A 19,086-nucleotide genomic window follows, 5' to 3' on the forward strand; every position below is an offset into this window, starting at 1 on the left:
CGACCACCGCCCTGCGGCCGCCTCGGCGCCGCCGGCACCACCAACTGGAACAGCTCCCACAGCTCGTCCGGCACCAAGCGCTCCACGATCGTCACCCGAGCAGCCTACAAGCCCAAATGAGATGACTTCTAAGAACCAGGCCGGGCCCGGCGCGCCGCGCGGACTCCGCCGGCCGCCGGTCCTGCCCTCGGTGGGACCGCGCGGGGACGCCCCCGTTCCGAGGAGCCCCCGTTCTGAGGTGACCCCTCGGAACGGGGGCTCCTCGGTGCGCTCACCCACCTCGCGCCCGCACTGCTCCTGCGCCTCCCACTCCCGCTCCCGCCGCTCGGCGGCCGCGCGGGCCCCGGCGTGGACACCCGCGCCCATCTGCCGGCGGCAGAACACCAGCCGGACCGGGCTCGACGATCACTACAGTCCGTCTCATGACGACGATGACGACCCGCACGGTCGAGTACCGGGCCGACGGTTTGACGATGATCGGGCACCTCGCGCTCCCGGCCGGTGCCGGCCGCCGGCCCGCGGTGCTGGTCGGTCCGGAGGGCACGGGGCTCAGCGACGTCGAGCGCCGCCGGGCCGATGCTCTCGCCGAGCTCGGATACGTCGCGCTGGCCTTCGACCTCCACGGCGGGCGCTACTTCAGCGACCCCGGGGAGATGCTGGCCCGTTGCCTGCCGCTCCTCGCCGATCCCGACCGGATGCGGGGCATCGGCCACGCGGCGCTCGACGTGCTGCGCGCCGAACCGCGGACCGACCCCGACCGGATCGCCGCCATCGGCTACGGCACCGGGGGCGCCATCGGGCTGGAACTCGGACGCGACGGCGTCGGCCTGCGCGCGATCGGGACGGTCAACGCGGTGACCACGGGCCGGCCGGGCGAGGCGGCGCACATCCGCTGCCCGGTGTGGGCCGGGGTCGGGTCGGAAGACCCGATCATGGCGCCCGCACAACGGGAGGCGTTCGCCGCCGAGATGCAGGCCGCGGGCATCGACTGGCGCCTCACGGTCTACGGCGGCGCCCTGCACGCCTTCCACCACCCGCCGGTCGACCACCCCACAGTCCCCGGCGTCGGCTACCACGCACGGCACGCGCGGCGGGCCTGGCGTGATGTCGTCGACCTGCTCACCGAGTGCCTGCCCGTGACGGAGGATCCGGGGGAATGACCCGGGTGAGCGTGCCCGCCCCGGGCCCGGTCGGCGCCGGGCACCGACAGTGGCCTCCCCTCAAATCCCCAGGCCGGAACGGCATTCGGGCGGATTCCCGATCGCGCGGACGTGTTCGCGACTGCCTCGGTCGTCTGCCCTGCCTCGGCGCTACCCGATCAGGGCCTCGGTGATCTGACGGGTGGTCTGCGCGGCGACCCGGGCGTCGACGGCGGCGTAGGAGGTGTAGGCGTTCAGGCCGGTGGCCAGGGCCCAGCCCCGGCCCCGTGCCCAGGTGGCGTCGTCGACGCCGAGGGCGTCGCGGAAGGCCGCCCGGACGCCGGCGGACATCAGGGTGAAGGCGATGGTGAGGTCGCAGGCCGGGTCGCCGGTGCCGAGCCCGCCGAAGTCGATGACCGCGCTGAGGCGGCCGTCGGTGGTCAGCAGGTTGCCCGTGTGGAAGTCGCCGTGGAACCAGACCGGCGGGCGGTCCCACGCGGGGGCGCCCAGCGCTGCGTCCCACAGCCGCGTCATCGCCGTGGCGTCGAAGACGCCCGCGACCTCGGCGATGGCGGCCCGCGTCCCACCGTCCCGGTCCGCCAGCGCCTCACCGACGAGTTCGTCGCCGGCGTCCTCGACCGCGACGCCCTGGAGCGCGGTGAGGAACCGTGCCAGGCCGACGGCGGCCTCGGGCGAGTCGGCCAGGGCCTCGGCCGTCGCCACCTCGCCGTCCAGCCAGCGGGACACCGCCCACGGCCAGGGATAGCCGAAGCCCGGCTCGCCCACCGCCACCGGCACCGGGACGGCCAGCGGCAGGTGCGGGGCGAGCCTGGGGAGCCACGCGTACTCCTTGGCGGCCTGGCCGATGGCGTCCTGGTGGCGGGGCAGCCGGACGGACAGTTCCCCGCCCAGCCGGTGGATCACGTGGTCCGAGCCGGGCTGGTCGATCGGCCGGAGCGGCAGCCCGGCCCACTGCGGGAACTGCGCGTCGACCAGGCGCCTGACCAGTGCGGCGTCGATCGCGGGTCGGTGCTCCACGGCTCTCCCGGTCGCCACGGTCAACTCCTGGGACGGGCCCGCTCCTTACGGCGGGCGGCCGGACCATCACAGCGGCTCGGGCACCCGCCTGTCGACGGGTTTTCCCGACCGGCCGGACGCCGCCGCCCGCCCTCCCCACGCTGAGCGCTTCGCCCGCTGAGCCCTCCACGCGCTGAGGGCGCCGGGTGCGGCGGCGGGTCTCGAAGAGCGGCGCCGTCAGTGCGCACCCGTGAGGTGGGCGAAGAGGACCACGTTGTCGGAGTACTCGTGGCGGGCGCGGTCGTAGGTGCCGCCGCAGGTGACGATGCGCAACTCCGCGGCGGCGGTGGGGGCGTAGACGAGACCGGCCGGGAAGCTGCTGCGCGGGAAGGCCTTGACCCGGTCCACCGTGAAGGTCGCGGTGGAACCGTCGACGCGGGTGATGTCGACGGTCGAGCCGGCGGGGACGGCGGACAGCTTCCAGAACACCGCCGGTCCGGTCGGGGTGTCGACGTGGCCGGCCAGCACGGCCGCCCCGACGGCGCCCGGTGTCGGGGTGTCGCGCAGCCAGGCCGCCGTCTCCGGCATGGTGTAGGGCGGCAGTTCGGGGCTGCCCTTGGGATCGGTGCCCAGCGCCAGCAGGGCGGCGTCGAGCTTGATGGAGGCGATGCCCACGCGCAACGGCGTGGAGGGCGGCAGCGGGGCGTGGGCATCGGCGGGACGTCCCCCGGCGGTGGCGGTGGCGGTGCCGGTGGGGGTGGGCGCGGGGGTGGCGACGTCGGAGGACGGTGCGCGGGGGGCGGGCCGCGCCGGGGCCGACGGGCCTGGCCCGGGAACGAGGAAGGCGTTCCGGGCGGCTCCGGCCAGGGCGACGAACAGCAGCGCGCCTGACAGGGCTTCGCAGACCCGTCGGACCCGGCGCGGCCGGCGATCAGGCACTGGCCGTACTCCGGCCGATCCGGCGACGGACCCGTCGCAGTGCGGCGAGGGTGACGACGCCGCCGGTCAGCGCGAGCGCGCCGTAGGCGGCCACGGCCACGGCGGAGCCGGTGCCGCCGTGGTCCGCGCCCCAACCGCCGCCCGCGGGCAGGGCGGTCGGGCGCGCGACGGTGATGGTGCCGACGGCGACGGTGACGCCGCCGCAGGTGGCGGTGATGGGGTAGCTCCCCGGAGCCACGGTCGGCAGGATGACGGCCTCGCCGCCGGGGCTGGAGGGCGCCAGCAGGACCGCCGCCGCGAACGCGGGTGAGACGGCGGTCTCCGGCCCGCTCGCGCAGGGCGCCGCGGTGCGCACCCGCAGGGCGCTTCCCGGACGGGCGGTCGTCGGGTCCGTCGTGAGCGCGGCCAGCGGATCCCCGAACGCCAGGGGGTCGTCGGGCTTGGGCGTCGCCGAGGTGGAGGGCTGGAGGACCGCCGGGTCGACCGGCCGGGGAGCCGCCGAGGCGGAGGGCTGGAGGACCCCGGGGTCGGCGGGCCGGGGCACCGCCGTGGCCGATGGTCCGGCACTCGGTGCGACGGAGGGCTCCTTGCCGCAGTGGGTCGGGTGCTTGGCACACGCGGGGCCCATTCCGTCGGCGGGCACCGCCAGGGCCGGACTGCCGATACCCAGGAGGGTGACGGCGGTCGTAGCACCGGCCAGCCCCATACCAAGCTTGGCGATCACGTGGGTTCCTTTCGTAGGGAGGCCGGGAACGCCCGACAGGGCGTCACGACGCGCTCCCGGCCACCAGGTCAGGTGATGGTTATGAAAACCATCTCCGTTCCAAACCGGGCGTGTCCGCCGGGCGACTGATCACCGCACCCGCCTGGCGGGGCCACTCAACCCGAGCGGCCCTACGAATCGAACGCGCGGCCAACGGCCCGGATCGCCGGGAAGGTCACCGCGTGGCGGGGAGCAGGGGCCCGATCGGCCACCGCGGGCCGGTGTCCGGGTCGCCCTGCCACGCCCACTGGGCGTCGGGGGTGACGGTGACGCCGTAGTCGTGCAGGTCCGGGCGTCCGAGCTCCTCCCACCGGCACCAGGCGGCCAGCACCTCGTCGCCGATGCGGCGCGGGCCGCCCTGCCACAGCATCGGACGGCCGCCCGTGTCCGGGCGGATCTCGGCCCACGAGCCGTCCCCGTCGTGGACCAGGACGACCGGCGCGCCCTCGCCCTGCCCGGTGACCACCACGGCGTCCGGCACGGCGACGCGCAGCGCGAACCGCAGGTGCCAGTCCCTCTCCAGGGCGGCCGGGTCCCGGTCCAGGGCCCGGCGGGCCTCGGGCTCCGCGTCGCCGCGCACCGCGGCGTGGGCGGCGGGCCCGCTGCTCGCCTGTGCCCGGCCGGTACGGTCGCCCATGAACTGCGCCAAGCCGTGAACCCAGCCGTGCGCGGCGGCCCCGTCGTCGGCGACGGTGAGGGCCACGTACCCCAGTCGTCCCCAGGGGTAGACGATCCGCCCGCCCGGCCGTACCGCCGCCACCCAGGACCAGGGCACGACCTCGACGGCGTAGGTGGCGTGGATCCGGTCGACCCGGCCGCCGCCGGGCGGGCCGGTGGCCGTGCCGTCGGCCACGGTGACCTCGACCTCCAGGCCGGCCGCCGCGAGCCGGCCGCGGGCGAATCCGGCCAGTCGCCCGTCGATCTCGGTGGAGACCACCCGGCCGGGCCCGGCCCGCCAGGCGCTCAGCGCCGCCGTCCAGCCCTGGCCGGTGCCGATGTCCCACACCCGGTGGCCGGGTTCGAGCCGGAGGCTGTCCAGCATGTCCGCGACCACGGAGGGCGCGGACAGCGATGAGGAGGGCCGGCCGTCGGTCAGCTGGGTCACGGCCGGCGCGTCGGCATCGCAGTACAGCTCGCCGAACCACCCGTCCGGATCGTCCGCGAGTTCCACCGGCACATAGGCCTGGCCGTCCCACCGCCACAGCCGGCCCGGCGCGAACCGCTCACGCGGCAAGGCGGCGAAGGCCTCACGCAGCCACGGCGAGTCGGCCGGCCACGCCCCGCGCTGCTCCAACTGCCTCTCCATACGCTCCCGGTACCGGCCGCCCAGGCCGCCGCTCGCCGTCACTTCTTGTGCTTGCCGTTGCCCGGCGGCGGCGTGGTGACCTTGCTGTCGGCGTTGTTCGGCGGCGGCGTCCCCTGGCTCGGGTCCTGCGGCGGCTTCGAGTGCTCTCCCATGCTGCCCTCCTGCATCGGCGGATACGACCGCGCACATCCTGACGCGGCATCACTCCGGGCGGTACGGCGCGCGGGGGCAGCCGGGGGCGCGCGCCGGAGCCGGTGCCGCCGGCTCCCGGCGGCCCGTCGCGCACGCTCGGGGGCGCCCGTGGTGCGCGGCGCCGGCGGGTGTAGTGTCATGCCGGCCGATCAGTAAGTCTTAAAAAGGAACTCACTATGTCGCAGCAGACCTGGACGGCGGTCGACGCCTACTTCGAGGGCCATCTGGTCGAGGAGGACGACGCGCTGCTCGCGGCCCGCCGGGACGCCGCCGCGGCCGGACTGCCCGCGCACGAGGTCGCGCCCAACCAGGGCAAGCTGCTGCACCTGCTGGCCCGCCTCGGCGGCGCGCGCCGGGTGCTGGAGATCGGCACCCTCGGCGGCTACAGCACCATCTGGCTGGCCCGCGCCCTGCCCGAGGGCGGGCGCCTGGTCACCCTGGAGGCCGACCCGGTGTGCGCGGCGACCGCCGCCGCGAGCATCGCCCGCGCCGGGCTCGGCGGGGTCGTCGAGCTGCGCGAGGGCCTGGCGGCGCGCACTCTGCCGCTGCTGGCCAAGGAGGTGGAGGCGGGCCGCGCCGAGCCGTTCGACCTGGTCTTCATCGACGCCGACAAGCCGTCCAACCCGGAGTACCTGGAGTGGGCGCTGCGGCTCACCCGCCCCGGCAGCCTGATCGTCGGGGACAACGTGGTCCGCGACGGCGCGGTGGCCGACCCGGACAGCGACGACCCGCGGGTCCGGGGCGTGCGGCGCTTCGCCGAGATGATCGGCGAACACCCCCGCCTGGAGGCCACCGCGCTCCAGACCGTCGGTTCCAAGGGGTACGACGGGTTCCTGGTCGCCCTGGTCACCTCCTGACGCTCTCGCGCGGGAGGGGGCGCCGCCCCCCGTACGGGCCGCAGCGGGTCGTGGGACGCGGAGCAGCACCCGGCCGGTCCGGCGCCGCCTCCGCGCGGAGCCTGCGGCCGGGGCGACACGGCGGCTGGCGGCGGGGCGCCGGTCACGCGAGCATCGGTGCCATGACGCGACCCGAGCCCGCACCGGCGAGCCGTGACGCCCCCCACCTGGAGGCGACCGCCCGCCGCTACGGCTGGCGGGTCGTGCGCGACCAGGACGGGGCGATGCGGTTCTCACTGCTCGACTGGACACTGCGGGTGGAGTTCTCCCCGGACGGCCGGTTCTCGTCCGCCCGGGCGAAGGGCCCCGGCAGCGTGGACGCCCCGCTGGACCTGCCGACCGTGATCGACGCGCTCGAAGAGTACGGCAGCCCCGCGCTCCCCGAGGAGTCATGACGCGCGCGGCCGTTCCCTGACGTGCGGCCCCGGCCGGTGCGCTGCCGGTCCGGCCGGGCCCGCCGGGTCTGCCGGTCCCGGCCGGGTGTTCACGGCGGATCTGCGCGATCCTGGACTGGAGCAGCCCATGCCGCCGAGACACGCCCAGGTGCCCCTGTCGCGGCGGGTGATCGGGGCGGAGGTCGGACGGCTGATGAGCGACATCGAGCACGAGTCGGCAGAAGCGCGGGACACGACGGAGGGCCGGGTCTTCACCGTCACCGGCGGCGACTGGGGCGAGGTGGCCGAGGCGGTCGGCCGGGCCGACGACGAACGCGTCATCGTCAACATGGGCCCCCAGCACCCCTCCACCCACGGCGTGCTGCGCCTGGTGCTGGAGATCGACGGCGAGACGGTGAAGGAGGCCCGCTGCGGCATCGGCTACCTCCACACCGGCATCGAGAAGAACATGGAGTTCCGCAACTGGGTCCAGGGCACCACCTTCGTGACCCGCATGGACTACCTGATGCCGCTGTTCAACGAGACGGCCTACTGCCTGGCGGTGGAGAAGCTGCTCGGGATCACCGAGCAGGTCCCGGAGCGGGCGAGCGTCATCCGGGTGCTGATGATGGAGCTCAACCGGATCTCCTCGCACCTGGTGGCGCTGGCCGCCGGCGGGATGGAGATCGGCTCCACCACGCTGATGGTCTACGGCTTCCGGGACCGCGAGGTCGTCCTCGACATCCTCGAACTGGTGACGGGCCTGCGCATGAACCACGGCTACGTCCGGCCGGGCGGCCTCGCCCAGGACCTGCCCCCGGGCGCGCCGGACCAGATCCGCCAGGGCGTGGAACTGCTGCGCTCGCGGATCCCGGAGTACGACAAGCTGGCGACCCACAACCCGGCCTTCCGGGCCCGGCTGGTCGGCGTCGGCTTCCTGGACCTGCCCGGCTGCCTGGCCCTCGGTGCCACCGGCCCGATCCTGCGGGCCACCGGCCTGCCGCACGACCTGCGCAGGAGCGAGCCCTACTGCGGATACCAGGACTACGAGTTCGAGGTCGCGACCGCCGACAGCGCGGACGCCTACGGCCGGTTCCTGATCCGGCTGGAGGAGATGCGCCAGTCACTGCGGATCGTCGAGCAGTGCCTGGACCGGCTGGCCCCCGGCCCGGTCATGGTGGCCGACAGGAAGATCGCCTGGCCCGCCCAACTGGCCGTCGGGCCGGACGGGTTGGGCAACTCCCTCGACCACGTCCGCAAGATCATGGGCGAGTCCATGGAGGCGCTGATCCACCACTTCAAGCTGGTGACGGAGGGCTTCCGGGTCCCGGCGGGGCAGGCCTACACGGCGGTCGAGTCCGCCAGGGGCGAGCTGGGCGCGCACGTGGTCTCCGACGGCGGCACGCGGCCGTACCGGGTGCACTTCCGCGATCCGTCGTTCACCAACCTGGAGACGATGGCCGCGATGTGCGAGGGGGGCCAGGTGGCCGACGTCGTCGTCTCGGTGGCGAGCATCGACCCGGTGATGGGAGGCGTGGACCGGTGAGGGCCCGCGCAACCCCGGACCCGCGAGACGCGGACCCGCGCGGCGCCCGCACCGGGCCCGGGCGGGTGCGGCGACGGCGGCCCGGGGCCGGCGCCGGTCGTCAGCGTCTCCCCTGGGCCAGCCACTCGGCGAGGACGGCGGCCTGGCTGTGGTCCGCGTCCTTGGTGGCGGTCAGCAGCGTGAGCCCGTCGTGGGCGGCGAGCTCACGCAGGTGCCCGGCCGCCTCGCGGTGTCGCGCGTCCCGCAGCTCGGCCCGGTAACGGCGGCGGAACTCGGCGAAGCGCTCCGGGTCGTGGCCGTACCAGCGGCGCAGTTCGGTCGATGGGGCGACGTCGCGCAGCCACTCGTCCAGCCCGGCGTCCTCCTTCGTCATCCCGCGCGGCCAGACCCGGTCGACTAGCACCCTCCGCCCGTCCTGGGGCGAGGCTTCCTCGTAGATCCGCCGGTAGGCGATCCGTGGGCTCATGGCGGCTTCCTTCCAGCGTCCGGGGCAGTGCGGGTCGGGCAGGGCGCGAGCCGAGCAGGCCGGTCCGGTGAGCGGCCGGTCCGGCCCGCGCGGGCAGCGCAGCCGCCGCCACACCCAGGCGTCTGCCCCGGATCAGCAGGATCCTCACCCCGGCGGATCGGCAGGCGACGCCCGGCCTCCACGCCGACCGTCACCGTCGGCACCGACCGCCGGAGCCGTCAGCGGACCTTCTGCGCGACGCCGCTCTCCGCCGCGCGTTCGACGGCCGCGAGCACCCGGTGATGGGCCGCGGCGGCGTGGAAGTCCGGGTGGGCGCCGCGCCCCTCCGTGATCGCCCGGGCGATCTCCTGGTAGACGGCCGCGACGTTGGCGACCGGTCCGGCGGCGGGGTCGAAGGGGACGGTCCGGTAGTCGCCGGGCACCGCCACCCGCTCGCCACCGACCCGGATGTCCCAGTCGGTCCAGTGCAGGTAGCGGCCCGGCCGGGCGGCGGTGGCCGTCAGGACGCCCTCGGAGCCGACGAGCTTGACGAGGAACCCCTCCGGGCTCCCGCTGCCGCCGTGCACGGCGACGGACGCGGTGGCGCCGCTCTCCAGGACGCCGTGGAGCAGCACCTGGGCGGGCACGCCGTTGGGCACCGTCCGTCCGGTGCCCGTGACCTCGACCTGGTCGTACGGGCGGGGCAGCCGCGCGGACACCTCGGCCAGCCGGCCCGCCATCCGGTCCAGGGTGGCCAGGAAGTGGCCGGCCATGACGGTCAGGAGTGAGGTGCCCGCGGCCGGGTTGGTGGACCAGGCCAGCTCCGGCGCGATCCGGGGGCCGCCCAGCGGGTCGCCGGCGGCGACCAGGACGGCCGATTCGAGCCGGCCGATCGCACCGGCGGCGACCAGGTCGGCGACGTACCGGGCGTCCGGGGAGTGGTGCCCCTGGAGGTTCACCGCGTGGACGACACCGGCCGCGCCGGCCGCCCGGGCGAGGTCCTCCGCCTCCGTGACGTCCACGCCCAGCGGCCATTCGGAGAACACGTGTTTGCCCGCCGCCAGCGCGGCCCTGATCACCGGAGCGTGCCCGGGCGTCTTGACCGACACCACGACCAGGTCCACGTCCGGATGGGCGGCGAGGACCCCGGCGTCGGCGAAGGCGAGCGGTACGCCGTGGGCGGCCGCCGCGGCGTCGGCGCTGGCCTGTCTGGTCGTCGCGACGGCGGTCACCCGGAACCCGGCCAGTGCGGCGAGTGCGGGCAGATGCGACTCCTCGGCCCAGCCACCGGCTCCGACGACCCCGACCCTGATCATGTGCCCTCCCCAGTTTTGTACCGACCGATCCGAAACTAGGCCGAACGGAGCCGGAGTTCAAGGGGTAACGTACCGACGGGTAAGAAACTCGGGAGGTACGGAATGCCAGGCGGTCGCCCACGCGCCTTCGACCCGGACACCGCGCTCGACCGGGCGCTGGAGGTCTTCTGGCGCCAGGGGTACGAGGGGACGTCCCTGTCGGACCTGACCGCGGCGATGGGCATCAACCGGACCAGCCTCTACGCGACCTTCGGCAACAAGGAACAGCTGTTCCGCCAGACCCTCGACCGCTACTTCACCAGCCCCGGAGCCTTCGCCGCCGAAGCCCTGGAGGCACCCACCGCGCGGGCCGTCGTCGAACGGCTGCTCCTCGGGGCCGTCGAGCTGACCACCGGGTCGCACACGCCCCACGGCTGCCTGAGCGTCAACAGCGTCCACGCCTGCGCCCCGGACTCCGAACCGGTCCGCCAGGAGGTGATCGCCCGGCGGATGGCCGGCGAGGCCGCGCTGCGCCGTCGCTTCGAGCAGGCCGACGACCTGCCGGCGGACTGCGATCCGCAGGCCCTGGCCCGGCTGGTCCACACCGTCACCGACGGCATCGCCGTGCAGGCGGCGAGCGGCCGCACCCGCGAACAGCTGCACCAGGTGGCCGACCTGGCGCTGCGGACGCTGTTCCGACCGCCGGGCTCGTGACCTGGCAGTATGCCCCCCATGGACGCAGCAGACCTTGACCGAATCGTCGTGCGCCGCGCCCTGGAGTCGGAGGCGGACGCGCTGATCGCCATCGATTCGGTCGCGGCCGGAGGCGACGAGGAACGAGCGGCCGGCATCCGGCGGTGGTGCGGCCAGGGCCTGGTGGTCGTGGCGGACGGGCCGTCCGGCCCGCTCGGCTACTGCGTGACCGAGTACACGTTCTTCGAGAACGGCTTCGTCACGATGCTGATGGTCTCACCGGCCGCCCGCGGCAGGGGAGTCGGCCGTCGGCTGCTGGACGCCGCGGCGGCCTCGTGCGGGACCCCGAAGCTGTTCACCTCGACCAACGTCTCCAACCTGCCGATGCAGCGGCTGCTGCAACGGGCCGGGTGGAAGCCGGTCGGGCTCCTCCACGGCCTTGACGAGGGCGACCCGGAACTGTTCTTCCTCTGCCCCGCACGGACCGGGACGACGCGGGCGTGACCCGGGGCGCCGCCCGGCGTCCACGGCCGCCCCGTACCGCTCAGCCGAAGCGGACCGAGCGGTACGGGGCCTGGCCGAACTCGATCGCGGACCTCCCGTCCAGGGCCGCGTCGGCCACCCCGGTGCAGGCGCCGTCGGTGAACAGGTACGCGCTCCGGCCCGTGCCGTTCCACCACCGCGTCCACCGCGAGCTGATCGTCGCGGGGGCGGGCGGGACGGGGTGGCAGCCGGCCGGGTCGTCCAGGACGAGGTAGGGCGGCGCGTACTCGCAGCCCCAGGACCCGCACTCCTGGGCGCTGACCGTGAACGAGCCGACGGCCCCGGCCGGCGCGGCCGGGGCCGTTTCGGCGGGTGCGGGGGACGCGACCCGGGCGGCCGGGGCGGGCGGCGCGCCGCCCAGGAGGGACAGGGCCAGCGCCGTCGAGGCGGCGGAGACCAGGAGGAGGGCGCTCGTGCGCACGGGGACCTTCCTTTCGTCCGGCAGGACGGGCACGGCCGGTGACGGGCGCTCGGCACGATCGAGGACCACAGCGTGTCCCGGCCGGCCGGGGCAGTCGACGACACTGCTCCGAACGCGGCATGTCGCACCGCACTCCCCCACGGGGGCCGCCGCGCCGCGATGCGCGGGCCCGGGGACCGCGACCGGACGTCCAGGCCGGGGCGCGGCGGCCGAGCGGTAGGGTCGCCCGGTGACCAGCGAAGCCCTGCGGCGGCTCAACGGCCGTGAGCACACCGACATCTGGGACCGCTTCCACACCGGGTTCGGCTTCCGGCCCAGCGTCCACGTGTTCCCCGGCATCACGGAGCCCTCGCCGTCGGTCACCTGGAGCCTCGGCGCGCTGGACGACGACCCCGGCGACCGGAAGCTCGACCGCCTGGCCGACGCGGTGCAGGACGGGCTGACAGAGCGCTGCCGGCCCGGGGAGTCGCTCTGGATCCTGGACTGGCAGCACACCTGCTACCGGCTCCGCCCCGACCTCCCGGCCACCGACGTGTTCCTCCCCCGGGCCCTCGAAGGGCGGGCACGGGAGGGCTGGCCGCTCAGCCCCGTCCCGGACGGCGACTACTCCGTCCTCCTCGCCGAGGACCTGCGCTTCGGCACCTTCGGACACCCCCGGGAGAACTCCCTCCGCGTCTTCGGCGCCGACCTGGTGGCGACGGTCTCCGAGGACGTCCACCGGGTGCTCGGGCGGGTGCTCCGCCGCGACGGCCTGCCGGTGTGAGCACGCGGGCCCGACGGCCCGCCGAGGCTCCGGTGGAACGGACGGGCACTCCGGGCCGCGACGCTCACTCGGAGCGGATGGCCGGCCCCTCCCGGACGGCGAGGTCGGGGGCGAGTGACCGCTTGCCCGACACGGCGGCGGCGCGCCGGCACAGGTCGACGAGGGAGCCGAGGTACTGGGCGCCGTACGTCCGGGCGGTGGCGCACAGCTGCGCCGCGTCGGCGCCCTGGTCGCCGGACGGGGCGCCGGGGTCGGGGGCGGGCTTCGGCCGGGGGTGGGCGGCCGGGGCGTCGTGCCGCCGCCCGGCCCGGGGGCCCTGTCCGCCGCCCGCGTCGGCGGCCGGTGCCTCCGGTTCGTCGGCGGAAACGGCGTCCGGCTCGGCGGCGGGCTCCTCCGCCGCCGGCTCCGCCGGGTCCGCCGCGGAGCCCGGGTCGGGCGCGGCCGGCGGCGCGACCGGCGGCGCGGAGAACTCCAGTGCGGCCACCAGGGCGGGCACCATCGGCTGCTCGTCGGCCGCCGTCCGGGGGCCCACCGTGAGGTTGGCCAGCGGGCCGACCTCCGTCGCTCCCGTGACCAGGGCCGTCGCCAGGACGACCGCGACGACGGTTCCGCGCCCGAAGGCGCGGGCCAGCGACGGCGGGAAGGACGGAAGGAGGGACGGCGAGAGGGGCAGGCGCCGGGCGGCGGGGAACTCCGCGGACTCGGCCGCCGCCACCGCCTCCGCCCGGCGCCGGCAGACCTCCGCGTTGCGCGAGGCCGCCCACTGCTCCGACGCGCCCAGCCCGGCCCACGCGGCGGCGGCCCCGGCGAACAGGTCGGCCGCCCGCCGGGGGTCGCCGCCGACGGCCGCGACGTACGCCTGCACCTCCTGCGCGCGCAGCGCCTCCGGGTGCCGGGCACCGCGCTCCAGGGCGACACGGCGGTGCAGTTCCTCGGCCAGGTGGGTCGCGAGATCCGAGTTCCCGGCCTCCATGGACTCCCGGATCAGGGACACCAGCGGGGCGTAGGCGCTCGGCAGCGTCTCGGCGGTGTTCGCCCTCCCGGCGGAACCAGCGGGCCCGACGGCGGTCGCGGGCCCGGCTGAACTCGGAGTCCCCGCAGTGCTCGTGGCCTCGGTGGAACTCGCGGCCCCGGCGGTGCCCACGGCCTCGGCGGTGCTCGCCGCCCCCGTGGTGCCCACGGCCTCGGCTCTTCTCGGAATCCCGGCGGAACCGGCGGTCCCGGCCGAACCCGGAATCCCGGCGGAACTCGTACGGCGCCCGACCCCCAGGAAGAGGCGGGCGGGCGGCACGCGATCAGCGGCCGTCCTCGTCGAGGTGTCGGTCGTATCGGTCATGAGGCCCCTCGCTGGTGATCTCCGAACGATGGCAGCACCTCGCGGCCGTCGGCCAGTGCCACCCGGCGGCCGGATCCGCAATCAGCCCATCGAGTGACTCTGCTCTCCGGTCGATCCGGCGCTTTGTGCGGTCGCCCGAGCAGGCTGCCTGCCCGCTCGGGCGGTGGGGGGTGGACCACAGGGCGGACGGCTACAGGATCGCGATGGTGAAGCCGGAGCGCGTGGGCTGGCCGTCCTTGAGGGTGACCACGGTGACGGCGTCCCGCCGGTTGCCGCACGACGTGGTGGGCTTGCCGAGCGTCGAGACGCTGGTGGTCCCCGGTCCGCCGTTGGCCAGGATCAGGGCGGTGGACAGGTTGATCCCGGCCGCCGGGTCGACGATGACGCAGTAGACGCCCGGGCCGTACGCGAAGCTGTCGACCACGTTCTTCTGCCGTTCCAGCCCGCCGTTGGCGTCCACCTCGGCGGCGGCCCTGGCGTTGGGGGCGACGATCTCGGCGGGCGCCGCGACGGCCTGGGCGGTGAAGGAGGCCGACAGGACGACGGCTCCGGCGGCGGCTCTGACGGCGGCTCCGGCGGTGGTACGGCGCATGGTGGTCGCTCCAGGGATCGGCTCACGGCACGGACGCGCGCCGCGAGGCGGTGGGAATGCGCGCGACGCTAGCCAGCCGGAGCCCGCGCGGCGCGCCGCCCTCGCCCGGGTGTCATCTGATCAGGTGCCCGCGGCGGGCGCCTTCCGGCGCATTCGGAATCTCGTATGCGAACCACGGCGCCCCGTGGCGGAACCGGGCGGGCGGGTGACCGGCGGTGCGCGGTTCAGCCGGTGTGCTTGGTGCCGAAGTCGGCGATGGTCAGTTCCAGTACTCCTCCCCGGGCGCGGTGGCGTCGGTCAGGCGCAGCCGCTCGGGCAGGAACTGCTGGAGGTCGCGCCAGGCCTGCTGGTCGCGGTACTGGGTCGGGGTGGCGCCGGTCACGGTGGTGCCTCTCGCAGGTGGCCTGCGGGGGTCAGGCCGGGGTGGTGGAGGCGGGGCGGGCGAGTGCCCCGCGGGTGCTCATCCGGACGCCGGCGCGCAGTTCGCGGCGGACGGTGTCGGGGTCGCGCAGGTCCTCCTCCAGGCCGCGGGTGAAGGTGAGCAGGACGGCTGCGGCCTGCCGGGCGGTGTCGGTGCCGAGGGCGGCCTGGGCGAGCGCCGACATCAGGAGGGCGGCCAGGCCGTCGGTGTAGTCGGTGACCAGGCCGGGGGCCTGCTCCGTGGCGGCGGAGAGCAGTTCCGCCGCGTGGGCGGGGCTGTCGTGCCAGAGCCGGATGGCGACCTCCAGCTTCGCCGTGAGCACGGCGAGGACCTGGCCCTCGGGCGCGTCCTCGGCTCCGGCGGCCTCGCGGGCCGCCTCGGCGGCCCGCTCCAGCCGGGAGCGGACGACCGTGACGATCGCCTCCTCCTTGCTCCCGACGTACTTGCTCCCGACGTACTTGTAGACGGTCGGGCACGACAGCCGGGCGCCGGCGGTGAACACGGTCGTGGAGCCCTGGACGAATGATCCGTCCAGGGCTCCACGACGTATTCTCGGCCGGTTTCCGTCCGAACCGTTGACGGTCGGCGGCGTCCGGCGCTTGGCTCTTCCCCGGGCCCGCCGACGGGGAGCACAGGCGGGCCGGACCGACCATCCGGGGAGGACGCAGCACCATGGAACCGAAGAACCGAACGACCCGCGGCCGCCGACTGGCGCGTGCCGCCGCCCTGTTCGCGGTGGCCGCCGCCGTCACCGTCACCGCCGCACCGGCCCAGGCCGCTCCGGTGTGGGGCCCCGTCGCCCAGGTCGACCTCGGCGTGGACGGCGCCCGGGCGGACCAGCAGTCGACGAGCCTGGGCATCAGCGGCAACGGCCACTTCGCGCTGTTCAGCTCGTCCGCGACGAACCTGGTGGCCGACGCGAACCCCGGCTTCGGCCTGTACGTCCGCGACCTGCGGACCGGCCGCACCGAGCTGGTCAGCCGCGCCGACGACGGCACCGCGCTGACCTCGCTCGCCGAGGAGGCGGGCATCAGCGGCGACGGCCGCTACGTCGTGTTCTCCGCCGAGGCGAACGGGGTGTTCAACGTCTACGTCCGCGACCGGGTGAAGGGCCGCACCAGCGCCGTCACCAACGGCACCGCGTCCGACGCGGAAGACCGTAGCTCCTACCAGCCGGCCATCAGCGCCGACGGCCGGCGCATCGCCTTCGTGTCGACCCGCACCGACCTCGTGGCGGGGGCGCCCGTCGCGCCGAACACGCGGAACGTCTACGTCACCGACCGCGTCACCGGCGCCACCCGCCTGGTCAGCGCCGGAATCGACGGGCAGGCCGCCAACGGCGACTCGGAGCACCCGACGATCAGCCGCGACGGCCGGACGGTCGGCTACACCTCCAAGGCCAGGAACCTCCTGCCGGCGACGGACGGCGGCACCCCCGACCTGGCCCGGCTGCGCTTCACCACCCTCTACGCCACCGACCTCGACAGCGGCACCACCGTCGTCGCGGGCCTCGACCCCGACGGGACGCCCGGCGCGGCGGCCCCGACCCTGCGCCTCAGCCCCGACGGCCGCTACGCCGCCTACGCCCTCAGCGCGACCCCGCTGCCGGGCGGCAAGGCCCGTACCGAACTCTTCGTCACCGACCTGAGGACGAAGCGGGTCCAGGCCGTCAGGACCTCCGCCAACCCGGACGCGATCTGCTGGGCGGACCCGTCCGCGGCCATCACCGCCGACGACCGGTGGATCTACTTCTCCGGCGGCTGCTCCGACACGATCATCCGGGCCGGCCAGGCACGCTACGACCTGTACCGGCAGGACCTGCGGACCGGGCGCACCGAGCTGCTCACCACGGCCGCCGACGGCACGCCCAAGGACGGCGCCGCGGGCGATCCCTTCGTGACCGACAACGGCAGGACGGTGCTGTTCGGCGACAACAGCTCCGACCTGATCCCGGGCGGCACGGGCTCCGACTGGCACGTCTACGTCCGCTCGCTGAAGAACGGCTGACGGCCCGGCGGCCGGCGGACCCACCCGGCCTGACGGTCCCCTTGCGACGGGGGCTGCCCGGGCACGTTCCGGGCAGCCCCCGGGCGCCGGCTTCACGAAAGCCCCACAGACTCTCCGGTTCTCGTGCAGACTGGCCTCATTGGCGGGTCCACGCCAATCATCGACCGGGGTCGTCGACGGACCGGACCCGGCGGCGGCCGGCTCTTCCGAGCCGGGACGCGGGGGCCGAGGGGTGCCGTCCGGCCTCGTCACAGGGGAGGACAGACCATCGTGAAACAGCCGAACAGCAAGGCCGGCCGCCTGATACGCGCCGGCTGCGCCCTCGCCGCCGCGCTCCTGGCCGGGACGGCGGCGGTGCCCGCGCAGGCCGCCCCCGGGTGGGGCGGCGCCGAGTTGGTGAGCATGGGCCTCGACGGGGCGCGGTCCAACGGCTGGTCGAAGACGCTCGGCCTGAGCGGGGACGGCCGGTACGCACTCTTCATGTCCGAGGCCGACAACCTGGTACCCGGCGACACCAACGGCCGACGCGACCTCTTCGTACGGGACTTGTGGACCCGGCACACCGAGCGCGTCAACCTCGCCGACGACGGCTCCCAGCTGGCCGGGTACACCAGCGGCGGGGCGATCAGCGGCGACGGCCGGTACGTCGCGTTCAGCACCGAGGCGAGCGGCGTCGCCCCCGGGGAGCACCCCGCCCGGATCGCCAACGTCTACGTCCGGGACCTGCGCACCGGCCGCACCGAGCTGATCACCACCGGCGACCCGGCCTCCGACCAGAGCGGCCGCAACTCCTTCGACCCCGTCCTCAGCTGGGACGGCCGGTACGTGGCCTTCAACTCCACCCGCACCGACCTGGTGCCCGGCGCCGCCTACCGGCCGTGGAGCTGGAACGACTTCGTCACCGACCGCCGGACCGGCACCACCACCCTGATCACCGTCGGCGCGGACGGCTCCCCGGCCAACGCGAGCTCCGGCTCGGTGGCGATCAGCGCGGACGGCGCCACCATCGGCTTCAGCTCGGCGGCCACCAACCTCCTCGCCCCGGACGGGCCCGCCTCCCCGCCGCCGTCGCCCGCCGGCACCCCGCCGGGGCTCGCCGCGCCCCACTACGACCCGTACTACGTCTACGACGCCCACACCGGCCGCATCCGCGGCGCCAGCGTCGACGCCGACGGCGCGCTGCGCCGCCTGGGCGACTTCGGCGGGACGCTCAGCGCCGACGGGCGCCACGCCGTCTTCACCCTCGACGAGCCCGGCGGCCCGCCGGGCGGCCGCGACTCCCACCTGGAGCTGTACGTCCGGGACCTGCGCCGGGGCACCGTGACGAAGGTCAGCACCCCGCTGCCCGGCACCACGACCACGCGCTCCTCGCGCAACGGCGCCATGGGCCTCGACGGCCGGTGGGTCGTCTTCGCCTCCGACGCCGAGAACCTGGTGCCCGGGGACACCAACGGCGTCGCCGACATCTTCCGCCACGACCTGTGGACCGGCCGCACGGAACGGGTGAGCGTGGCCCCGGACGGCTCGCAGACCCCCGGCGCCTCCTCCGCCCCCGCCGTGGACGCCACCGGCGGCACGGTCCTGTTCGTCTCCAAGGACGGCACGCTCGTCCCCGGGGACACCAACGACAACCAGGACGTGTTCGTCCGCCGCCTGCCGCCGTTCTGAGGCGCCTGCCGCAGAGTCGAGCCCGCCTACGTCCGTGCGGTGCCGACCGTCCGACCGCGGCGAGGGGTACCGTGCGGCGCCATGGCGTGGCTTCCGGACGGCGCCGGGTGGTGAGGCCGGGCAGCAGGCAGGCGGGCCGGCGGGGCCGTGACTCGGGGCCGCGTTCGGCGGGGCGCTGTCGAGCAGCAGGTGGAAACCGTCGATGGTGACGTCCAGGTGGACGTCACCATCGGCCTGTCCGACCCGGAGGAGGGCGTTCTGCGCGGCGGTCACACGCCGGAGGGGTCGGCGAGGCCGGCAGTATCGGCTAGAAGACCCACTGCCCCGAAGCGTTGTTGTTCTTCATGGTCGGGTTCAGGTCGGGGAAGGTCCCCCTGGGAATCGTCTGGCAGGCGTAGCTGCAGTCCCAGCCGCTGTTGTAATACACCACGTAGGCGTGGGCGCTGAAGTTCTTCACCGAAGCCGCCTTGTTGTAGGCGGTCTGCCCCGCACCGTTGCAGTTCCCGGTCAGGCTGTCACAGGCGAAGGTGTACGGCTGGTAGGACCAGTCATTGATCTCGACCTCCACCGAGGCTCCGTGGCCGTTCGCCGCGGAGTTGTAGTACAGGCAGATCCCGCCCGGCGCATTGGGGCAAGAGGCAGCCGTCGCAGGTGCGGCGGTGGCCAGCCCACCGGCCAGGACGCCGCCCGCCATGGCAACTGCGGCTATGGCCTTCTTGAAACGCATCGA

The 19,086-nt window shown here is 75.1% G+C and carries 21 protein-coding genes; 9 read left to right on the forward strand and 12 right to left on the reverse strand.

What is annotated here, in order from left to right; genetic code table 11:
* Positions 1-422: 422 nt before the first annotated feature.
* The gene (locus ACZ55U_RS32830; protein ID WP_465532073.1) at positions 423-1,160 is read left to right on the forward strand and encodes a dienelactone hydrolase family protein; all 738 of its coding nucleotides are present in this window, start codon (positions 423-425) and stop codon (positions 1,158-1,160) included.
* A gap of 150 nt (positions 1,161-1,310) precedes the next feature.
* Here ACZ55U_RS32830 and ACZ55U_RS32835 read toward each other — a convergent pair whose 3' ends face one another.
* The 4 genes from ACZ55U_RS32835 to ACZ55U_RS32850 form a co-directional block, all read right to left on the reverse strand.
* The gene (locus ACZ55U_RS32835; RefSeq protein WP_465532075.1) at positions 1,311-2,195 is read right to left on the reverse strand and encodes an aminoglycoside phosphotransferase family protein; all 885 of its coding nucleotides are present in this window, start codon (positions 2,193-2,195) and stop codon (positions 1,311-1,313) included.
* Positions 2,196-2,393: 198 nt separating this feature from the next.
* Positions 2,394-3,095, reverse strand: a complete 702-nt coding sequence (locus tag ACZ55U_RS32840; protein ID WP_465532077.1) for a class F sortase — start codon at positions 3,093-3,095, stop codon at positions 2,394-2,396.
* Positions 3,088-3,819 carry a hypothetical protein gene (locus ACZ55U_RS32845; protein WP_465532079.1) on the reverse strand — a complete coding sequence of 244 codons (732 nt, stop codon included), beginning with the start codon at positions 3,817-3,819 and terminating at the stop codon, positions 3,088-3,090. The genes ACZ55U_RS32840 and ACZ55U_RS32845 overlap by 8 nt, the downstream gene beginning before the upstream one ends.
* Before the next feature lie 214 nt (positions 3,820-4,033).
* The gene (locus tag ACZ55U_RS32850; protein ID WP_465532081.1) at positions 4,034-5,164 is read right to left on the reverse strand and encodes a methyltransferase domain-containing protein; all 1,131 of its coding nucleotides are present in this window, start codon (positions 5,162-5,164) and stop codon (positions 4,034-4,036) included.
* 368 nt (positions 5,165-5,532) lie between these two features.
* Here ACZ55U_RS32850 and ACZ55U_RS32855 point away from each other — a divergent pair, with 368 nt between their 5' ends.
* The 3 genes from ACZ55U_RS32855 to ACZ55U_RS32865 all read left to right on the forward strand — a co-directional run bounded on the left by ACZ55U_RS32855 (position 5,533) and on the right by ACZ55U_RS32865 (position 8,172).
* Positions 5,533-6,213, forward strand: coding sequence for an O-methyltransferase (locus tag ACZ55U_RS32855; RefSeq protein WP_465532083.1), 681 nt, complete (start codon positions 5,533-5,535; stop codon positions 6,211-6,213).
* Between the two features lie 161 nt (positions 6,214-6,374).
* Positions 6,375-6,647 carry a hypothetical protein gene (locus ACZ55U_RS32860; RefSeq protein WP_465532085.1) on the forward strand — a complete coding sequence of 91 codons (273 nt, stop codon included), beginning with the start codon at positions 6,375-6,377 and terminating at the stop codon, positions 6,645-6,647.
* Positions 6,648-6,840: 193 nt separating this feature from the next.
* Positions 6,841-8,172: an NADH-quinone oxidoreductase subunit D gene (locus tag ACZ55U_RS32865; RefSeq protein WP_465532143.1), complete on the forward strand. Its 1,332-nt coding sequence runs from the start codon at positions 6,841-6,843 to the stop codon at positions 8,170-8,172.
* Positions 8,173-8,272: 100 nt separating this feature from the next.
* On the opposite strand, the gene ACZ55U_RS32870 is transcribed toward ACZ55U_RS32865, so the two are convergent.
* Together ACZ55U_RS32870 and ACZ55U_RS32875 are read right to left on the reverse strand one after the other, a co-directional pair.
* Positions 8,273-8,638, reverse strand: a complete 366-nt coding sequence (locus ACZ55U_RS32870) for a DUF488 domain-containing protein (RefSeq protein ID WP_465532087.1) — start codon at positions 8,636-8,638, stop codon at positions 8,273-8,275.
* Positions 8,639-8,856: 218 nt separating this feature from the next.
* On the reverse strand, positions 8,857-9,933 hold the full coding sequence (locus tag ACZ55U_RS32875; protein WP_465532089.1) for a Gfo/Idh/MocA family protein: 1,077 nt from the start codon (positions 9,931-9,933) through the stop codon (positions 8,857-8,859).
* Positions 9,934-10,035: 102 nt separating this feature from the next.
* Between ACZ55U_RS32875 and ACZ55U_RS32880 the strand changes: the two genes are divergently transcribed.
* Together ACZ55U_RS32880 and ACZ55U_RS32885 are read left to right on the forward strand one after the other, a co-directional pair.
* Positions 10,036-10,626 carry a TetR/AcrR family transcriptional regulator gene (locus ACZ55U_RS32880; RefSeq protein ID WP_465532091.1) on the forward strand — a complete coding sequence of 197 codons (591 nt, stop codon included), beginning with the start codon at positions 10,036-10,038 and terminating at the stop codon, positions 10,624-10,626.
* Between the two features lie 18 nt (positions 10,627-10,644).
* Entirely contained in the window at positions 10,645-11,109 is a 465-nt protein-coding gene (locus ACZ55U_RS32885) for a GNAT family N-acetyltransferase (protein ID WP_465532093.1), read from the forward strand.
* Between the two features lie 40 nt (positions 11,110-11,149).
* Here ACZ55U_RS32885 and ACZ55U_RS32890 read toward each other — a convergent pair whose 3' ends face one another.
* Positions 11,150-11,569 (reverse strand): hypothetical protein, encoded by a 420-nt coding sequence (locus ACZ55U_RS32890; RefSeq protein ID WP_465532095.1) that lies wholly within the window; start codon positions 11,567-11,569, stop codon positions 11,150-11,152.
* A 229-nt stretch (positions 11,570-11,798) separates the two neighbouring features.
* Here ACZ55U_RS32890 and ACZ55U_RS32895 point away from each other — a divergent pair, with 229 nt between their 5' ends.
* A complete protein-coding gene (locus ACZ55U_RS32895) occupies positions 11,799-12,332 on the forward strand; it encodes a DUF2716 domain-containing protein (RefSeq protein ID WP_465532097.1) in 534 nt (177 codons plus the stop codon).
* 64 nt (positions 12,333-12,396) lie between these two features.
* Here ACZ55U_RS32895 and ACZ55U_RS32900 read toward each other — a convergent pair whose 3' ends face one another.
* The 4 genes from ACZ55U_RS32900 to ACZ55U_RS32915 all read right to left on the reverse strand — a co-directional run bounded on the left by ACZ55U_RS32900 (position 12,397) and on the right by ACZ55U_RS32915 (position 15,183).
* Positions 12,397-13,512, reverse strand: a complete 1,116-nt coding sequence (locus tag ACZ55U_RS32900) for a hypothetical protein (RefSeq protein WP_465532099.1) — start codon at positions 13,510-13,512, stop codon at positions 12,397-12,399.
* A gap of 346 nt (positions 13,513-13,858) precedes the next feature.
* Entirely contained in the window at positions 13,859-14,260 is a 402-nt protein-coding gene (locus ACZ55U_RS32905; RefSeq protein WP_465532101.1) for a hypothetical protein, read from the reverse strand.
* Between the two features lie 259 nt (positions 14,261-14,519).
* Positions 14,520-14,642, reverse strand: coding sequence for a hypothetical protein (locus ACZ55U_RS32910; RefSeq protein ID WP_465532103.1), 123 nt, complete (start codon positions 14,640-14,642; stop codon positions 14,520-14,522).
* Between the two features lie 31 nt (positions 14,643-14,673).
* The gene (locus ACZ55U_RS32915) at positions 14,674-15,183 is read right to left on the reverse strand and encodes a hypothetical protein (RefSeq protein ID WP_465532105.1); all 510 of its coding nucleotides are present in this window, start codon (positions 15,181-15,183) and stop codon (positions 14,674-14,676) included.
* 170 nt (positions 15,184-15,353) lie between these two features.
* Here ACZ55U_RS32915 and ACZ55U_RS32920 point away from each other — a divergent pair, with 170 nt between their 5' ends.
* Together ACZ55U_RS32920 and ACZ55U_RS32925 are read left to right on the forward strand one after the other, a co-directional pair.
* Positions 15,354-16,688: a hypothetical protein gene (locus ACZ55U_RS32920; protein ID WP_465532107.1), complete on the forward strand. Its 1,335-nt coding sequence runs from the start codon at positions 15,354-15,356 to the stop codon at positions 16,686-16,688.
* Between the two features lie 270 nt (positions 16,689-16,958).
* Complete coding sequence (locus ACZ55U_RS32925; protein WP_465532109.1) at positions 16,959-18,356, forward strand: TolB family protein; 1,398 nt, start codon at positions 16,959-16,961, stop codon at positions 18,354-18,356.
* A gap of 307 nt (positions 18,357-18,663) precedes the next feature.
* On the opposite strand, the gene ACZ55U_RS32930 is transcribed toward ACZ55U_RS32925, so the two are convergent.
* Positions 18,664-19,083, reverse strand: a complete 420-nt coding sequence (locus ACZ55U_RS32930) for a hypothetical protein (RefSeq protein WP_465532111.1) — start codon at positions 19,081-19,083, stop codon at positions 18,664-18,666.
* Positions 19,084-19,086 lie beyond the last annotated feature (3 nt).

Source organism: Kitasatospora sp. NPDC034533, from assembly GCF_055575155.1.

Coding starts and splice junctions, on each gene's coding strand:
- ACZ55U_RS32830 (WP_465532073.1), top strand. CDS start 423: ATGACGACGATGACGACCCGCACGGTCGAGTACCGGGCCGACGGTTTG.
- ACZ55U_RS32870 (WP_465532087.1), bottom strand. CDS start 8,638: ATGAGCCCACGGATCGCCTACCGGCGGATCTACGAGGAAGCCTCGCCC.
- ACZ55U_RS32920 (WP_465532107.1), top strand. CDS start 15,354: ATGGAACCGAAGAACCGAACGACCCGCGGCCGCCGACTGGCGCGTGCC.
- ACZ55U_RS32850 (WP_465532081.1), bottom strand. CDS start 5,164: ATGGAGAGGCAGTTGGAGCAGCGCGGGGCGTGGCCGGCCGACTCGCCG.
- ACZ55U_RS32905 (WP_465532101.1), bottom strand. CDS start 14,260: ATGCGCCGTACCACCGCCGGAGCCGCCGTCAGAGCCGCCGCCGGAGCC.
- ACZ55U_RS32875 (WP_465532089.1), bottom strand. CDS start 9,933: ATGATCAGGGTCGGGGTCGTCGGAGCCGGTGGCTGGGCCGAGGAGTCG.
- ACZ55U_RS32930 (WP_465532111.1), bottom strand. CDS start 19,083: ATGCGTTTCAAGAAGGCCATAGCCGCAGTTGCCATGGCGGGCGGCGTC.
- ACZ55U_RS32885 (WP_465532093.1), top strand. CDS start 10,645: ATGGACGCAGCAGACCTTGACCGAATCGTCGTGCGCCGCGCCCTGGAG.
- ACZ55U_RS32880 (WP_465532091.1), top strand. CDS start 10,036: ATGCCAGGCGGTCGCCCACGCGCCTTCGACCCGGACACCGCGCTCGAC.
- ACZ55U_RS32855 (WP_465532083.1), top strand. CDS start 5,533: ATGTCGCAGCAGACCTGGACGGCGGTCGACGCCTACTTCGAGGGCCAT.
- ACZ55U_RS32860 (WP_465532085.1), top strand. CDS start 6,375: ATGACGCGACCCGAGCCCGCACCGGCGAGCCGTGACGCCCCCCACCTG.
- ACZ55U_RS32865 (WP_465532143.1), top strand. CDS start 6,841: ATGAGCGACATCGAGCACGAGTCGGCAGAAGCGCGGGACACGACGGAG.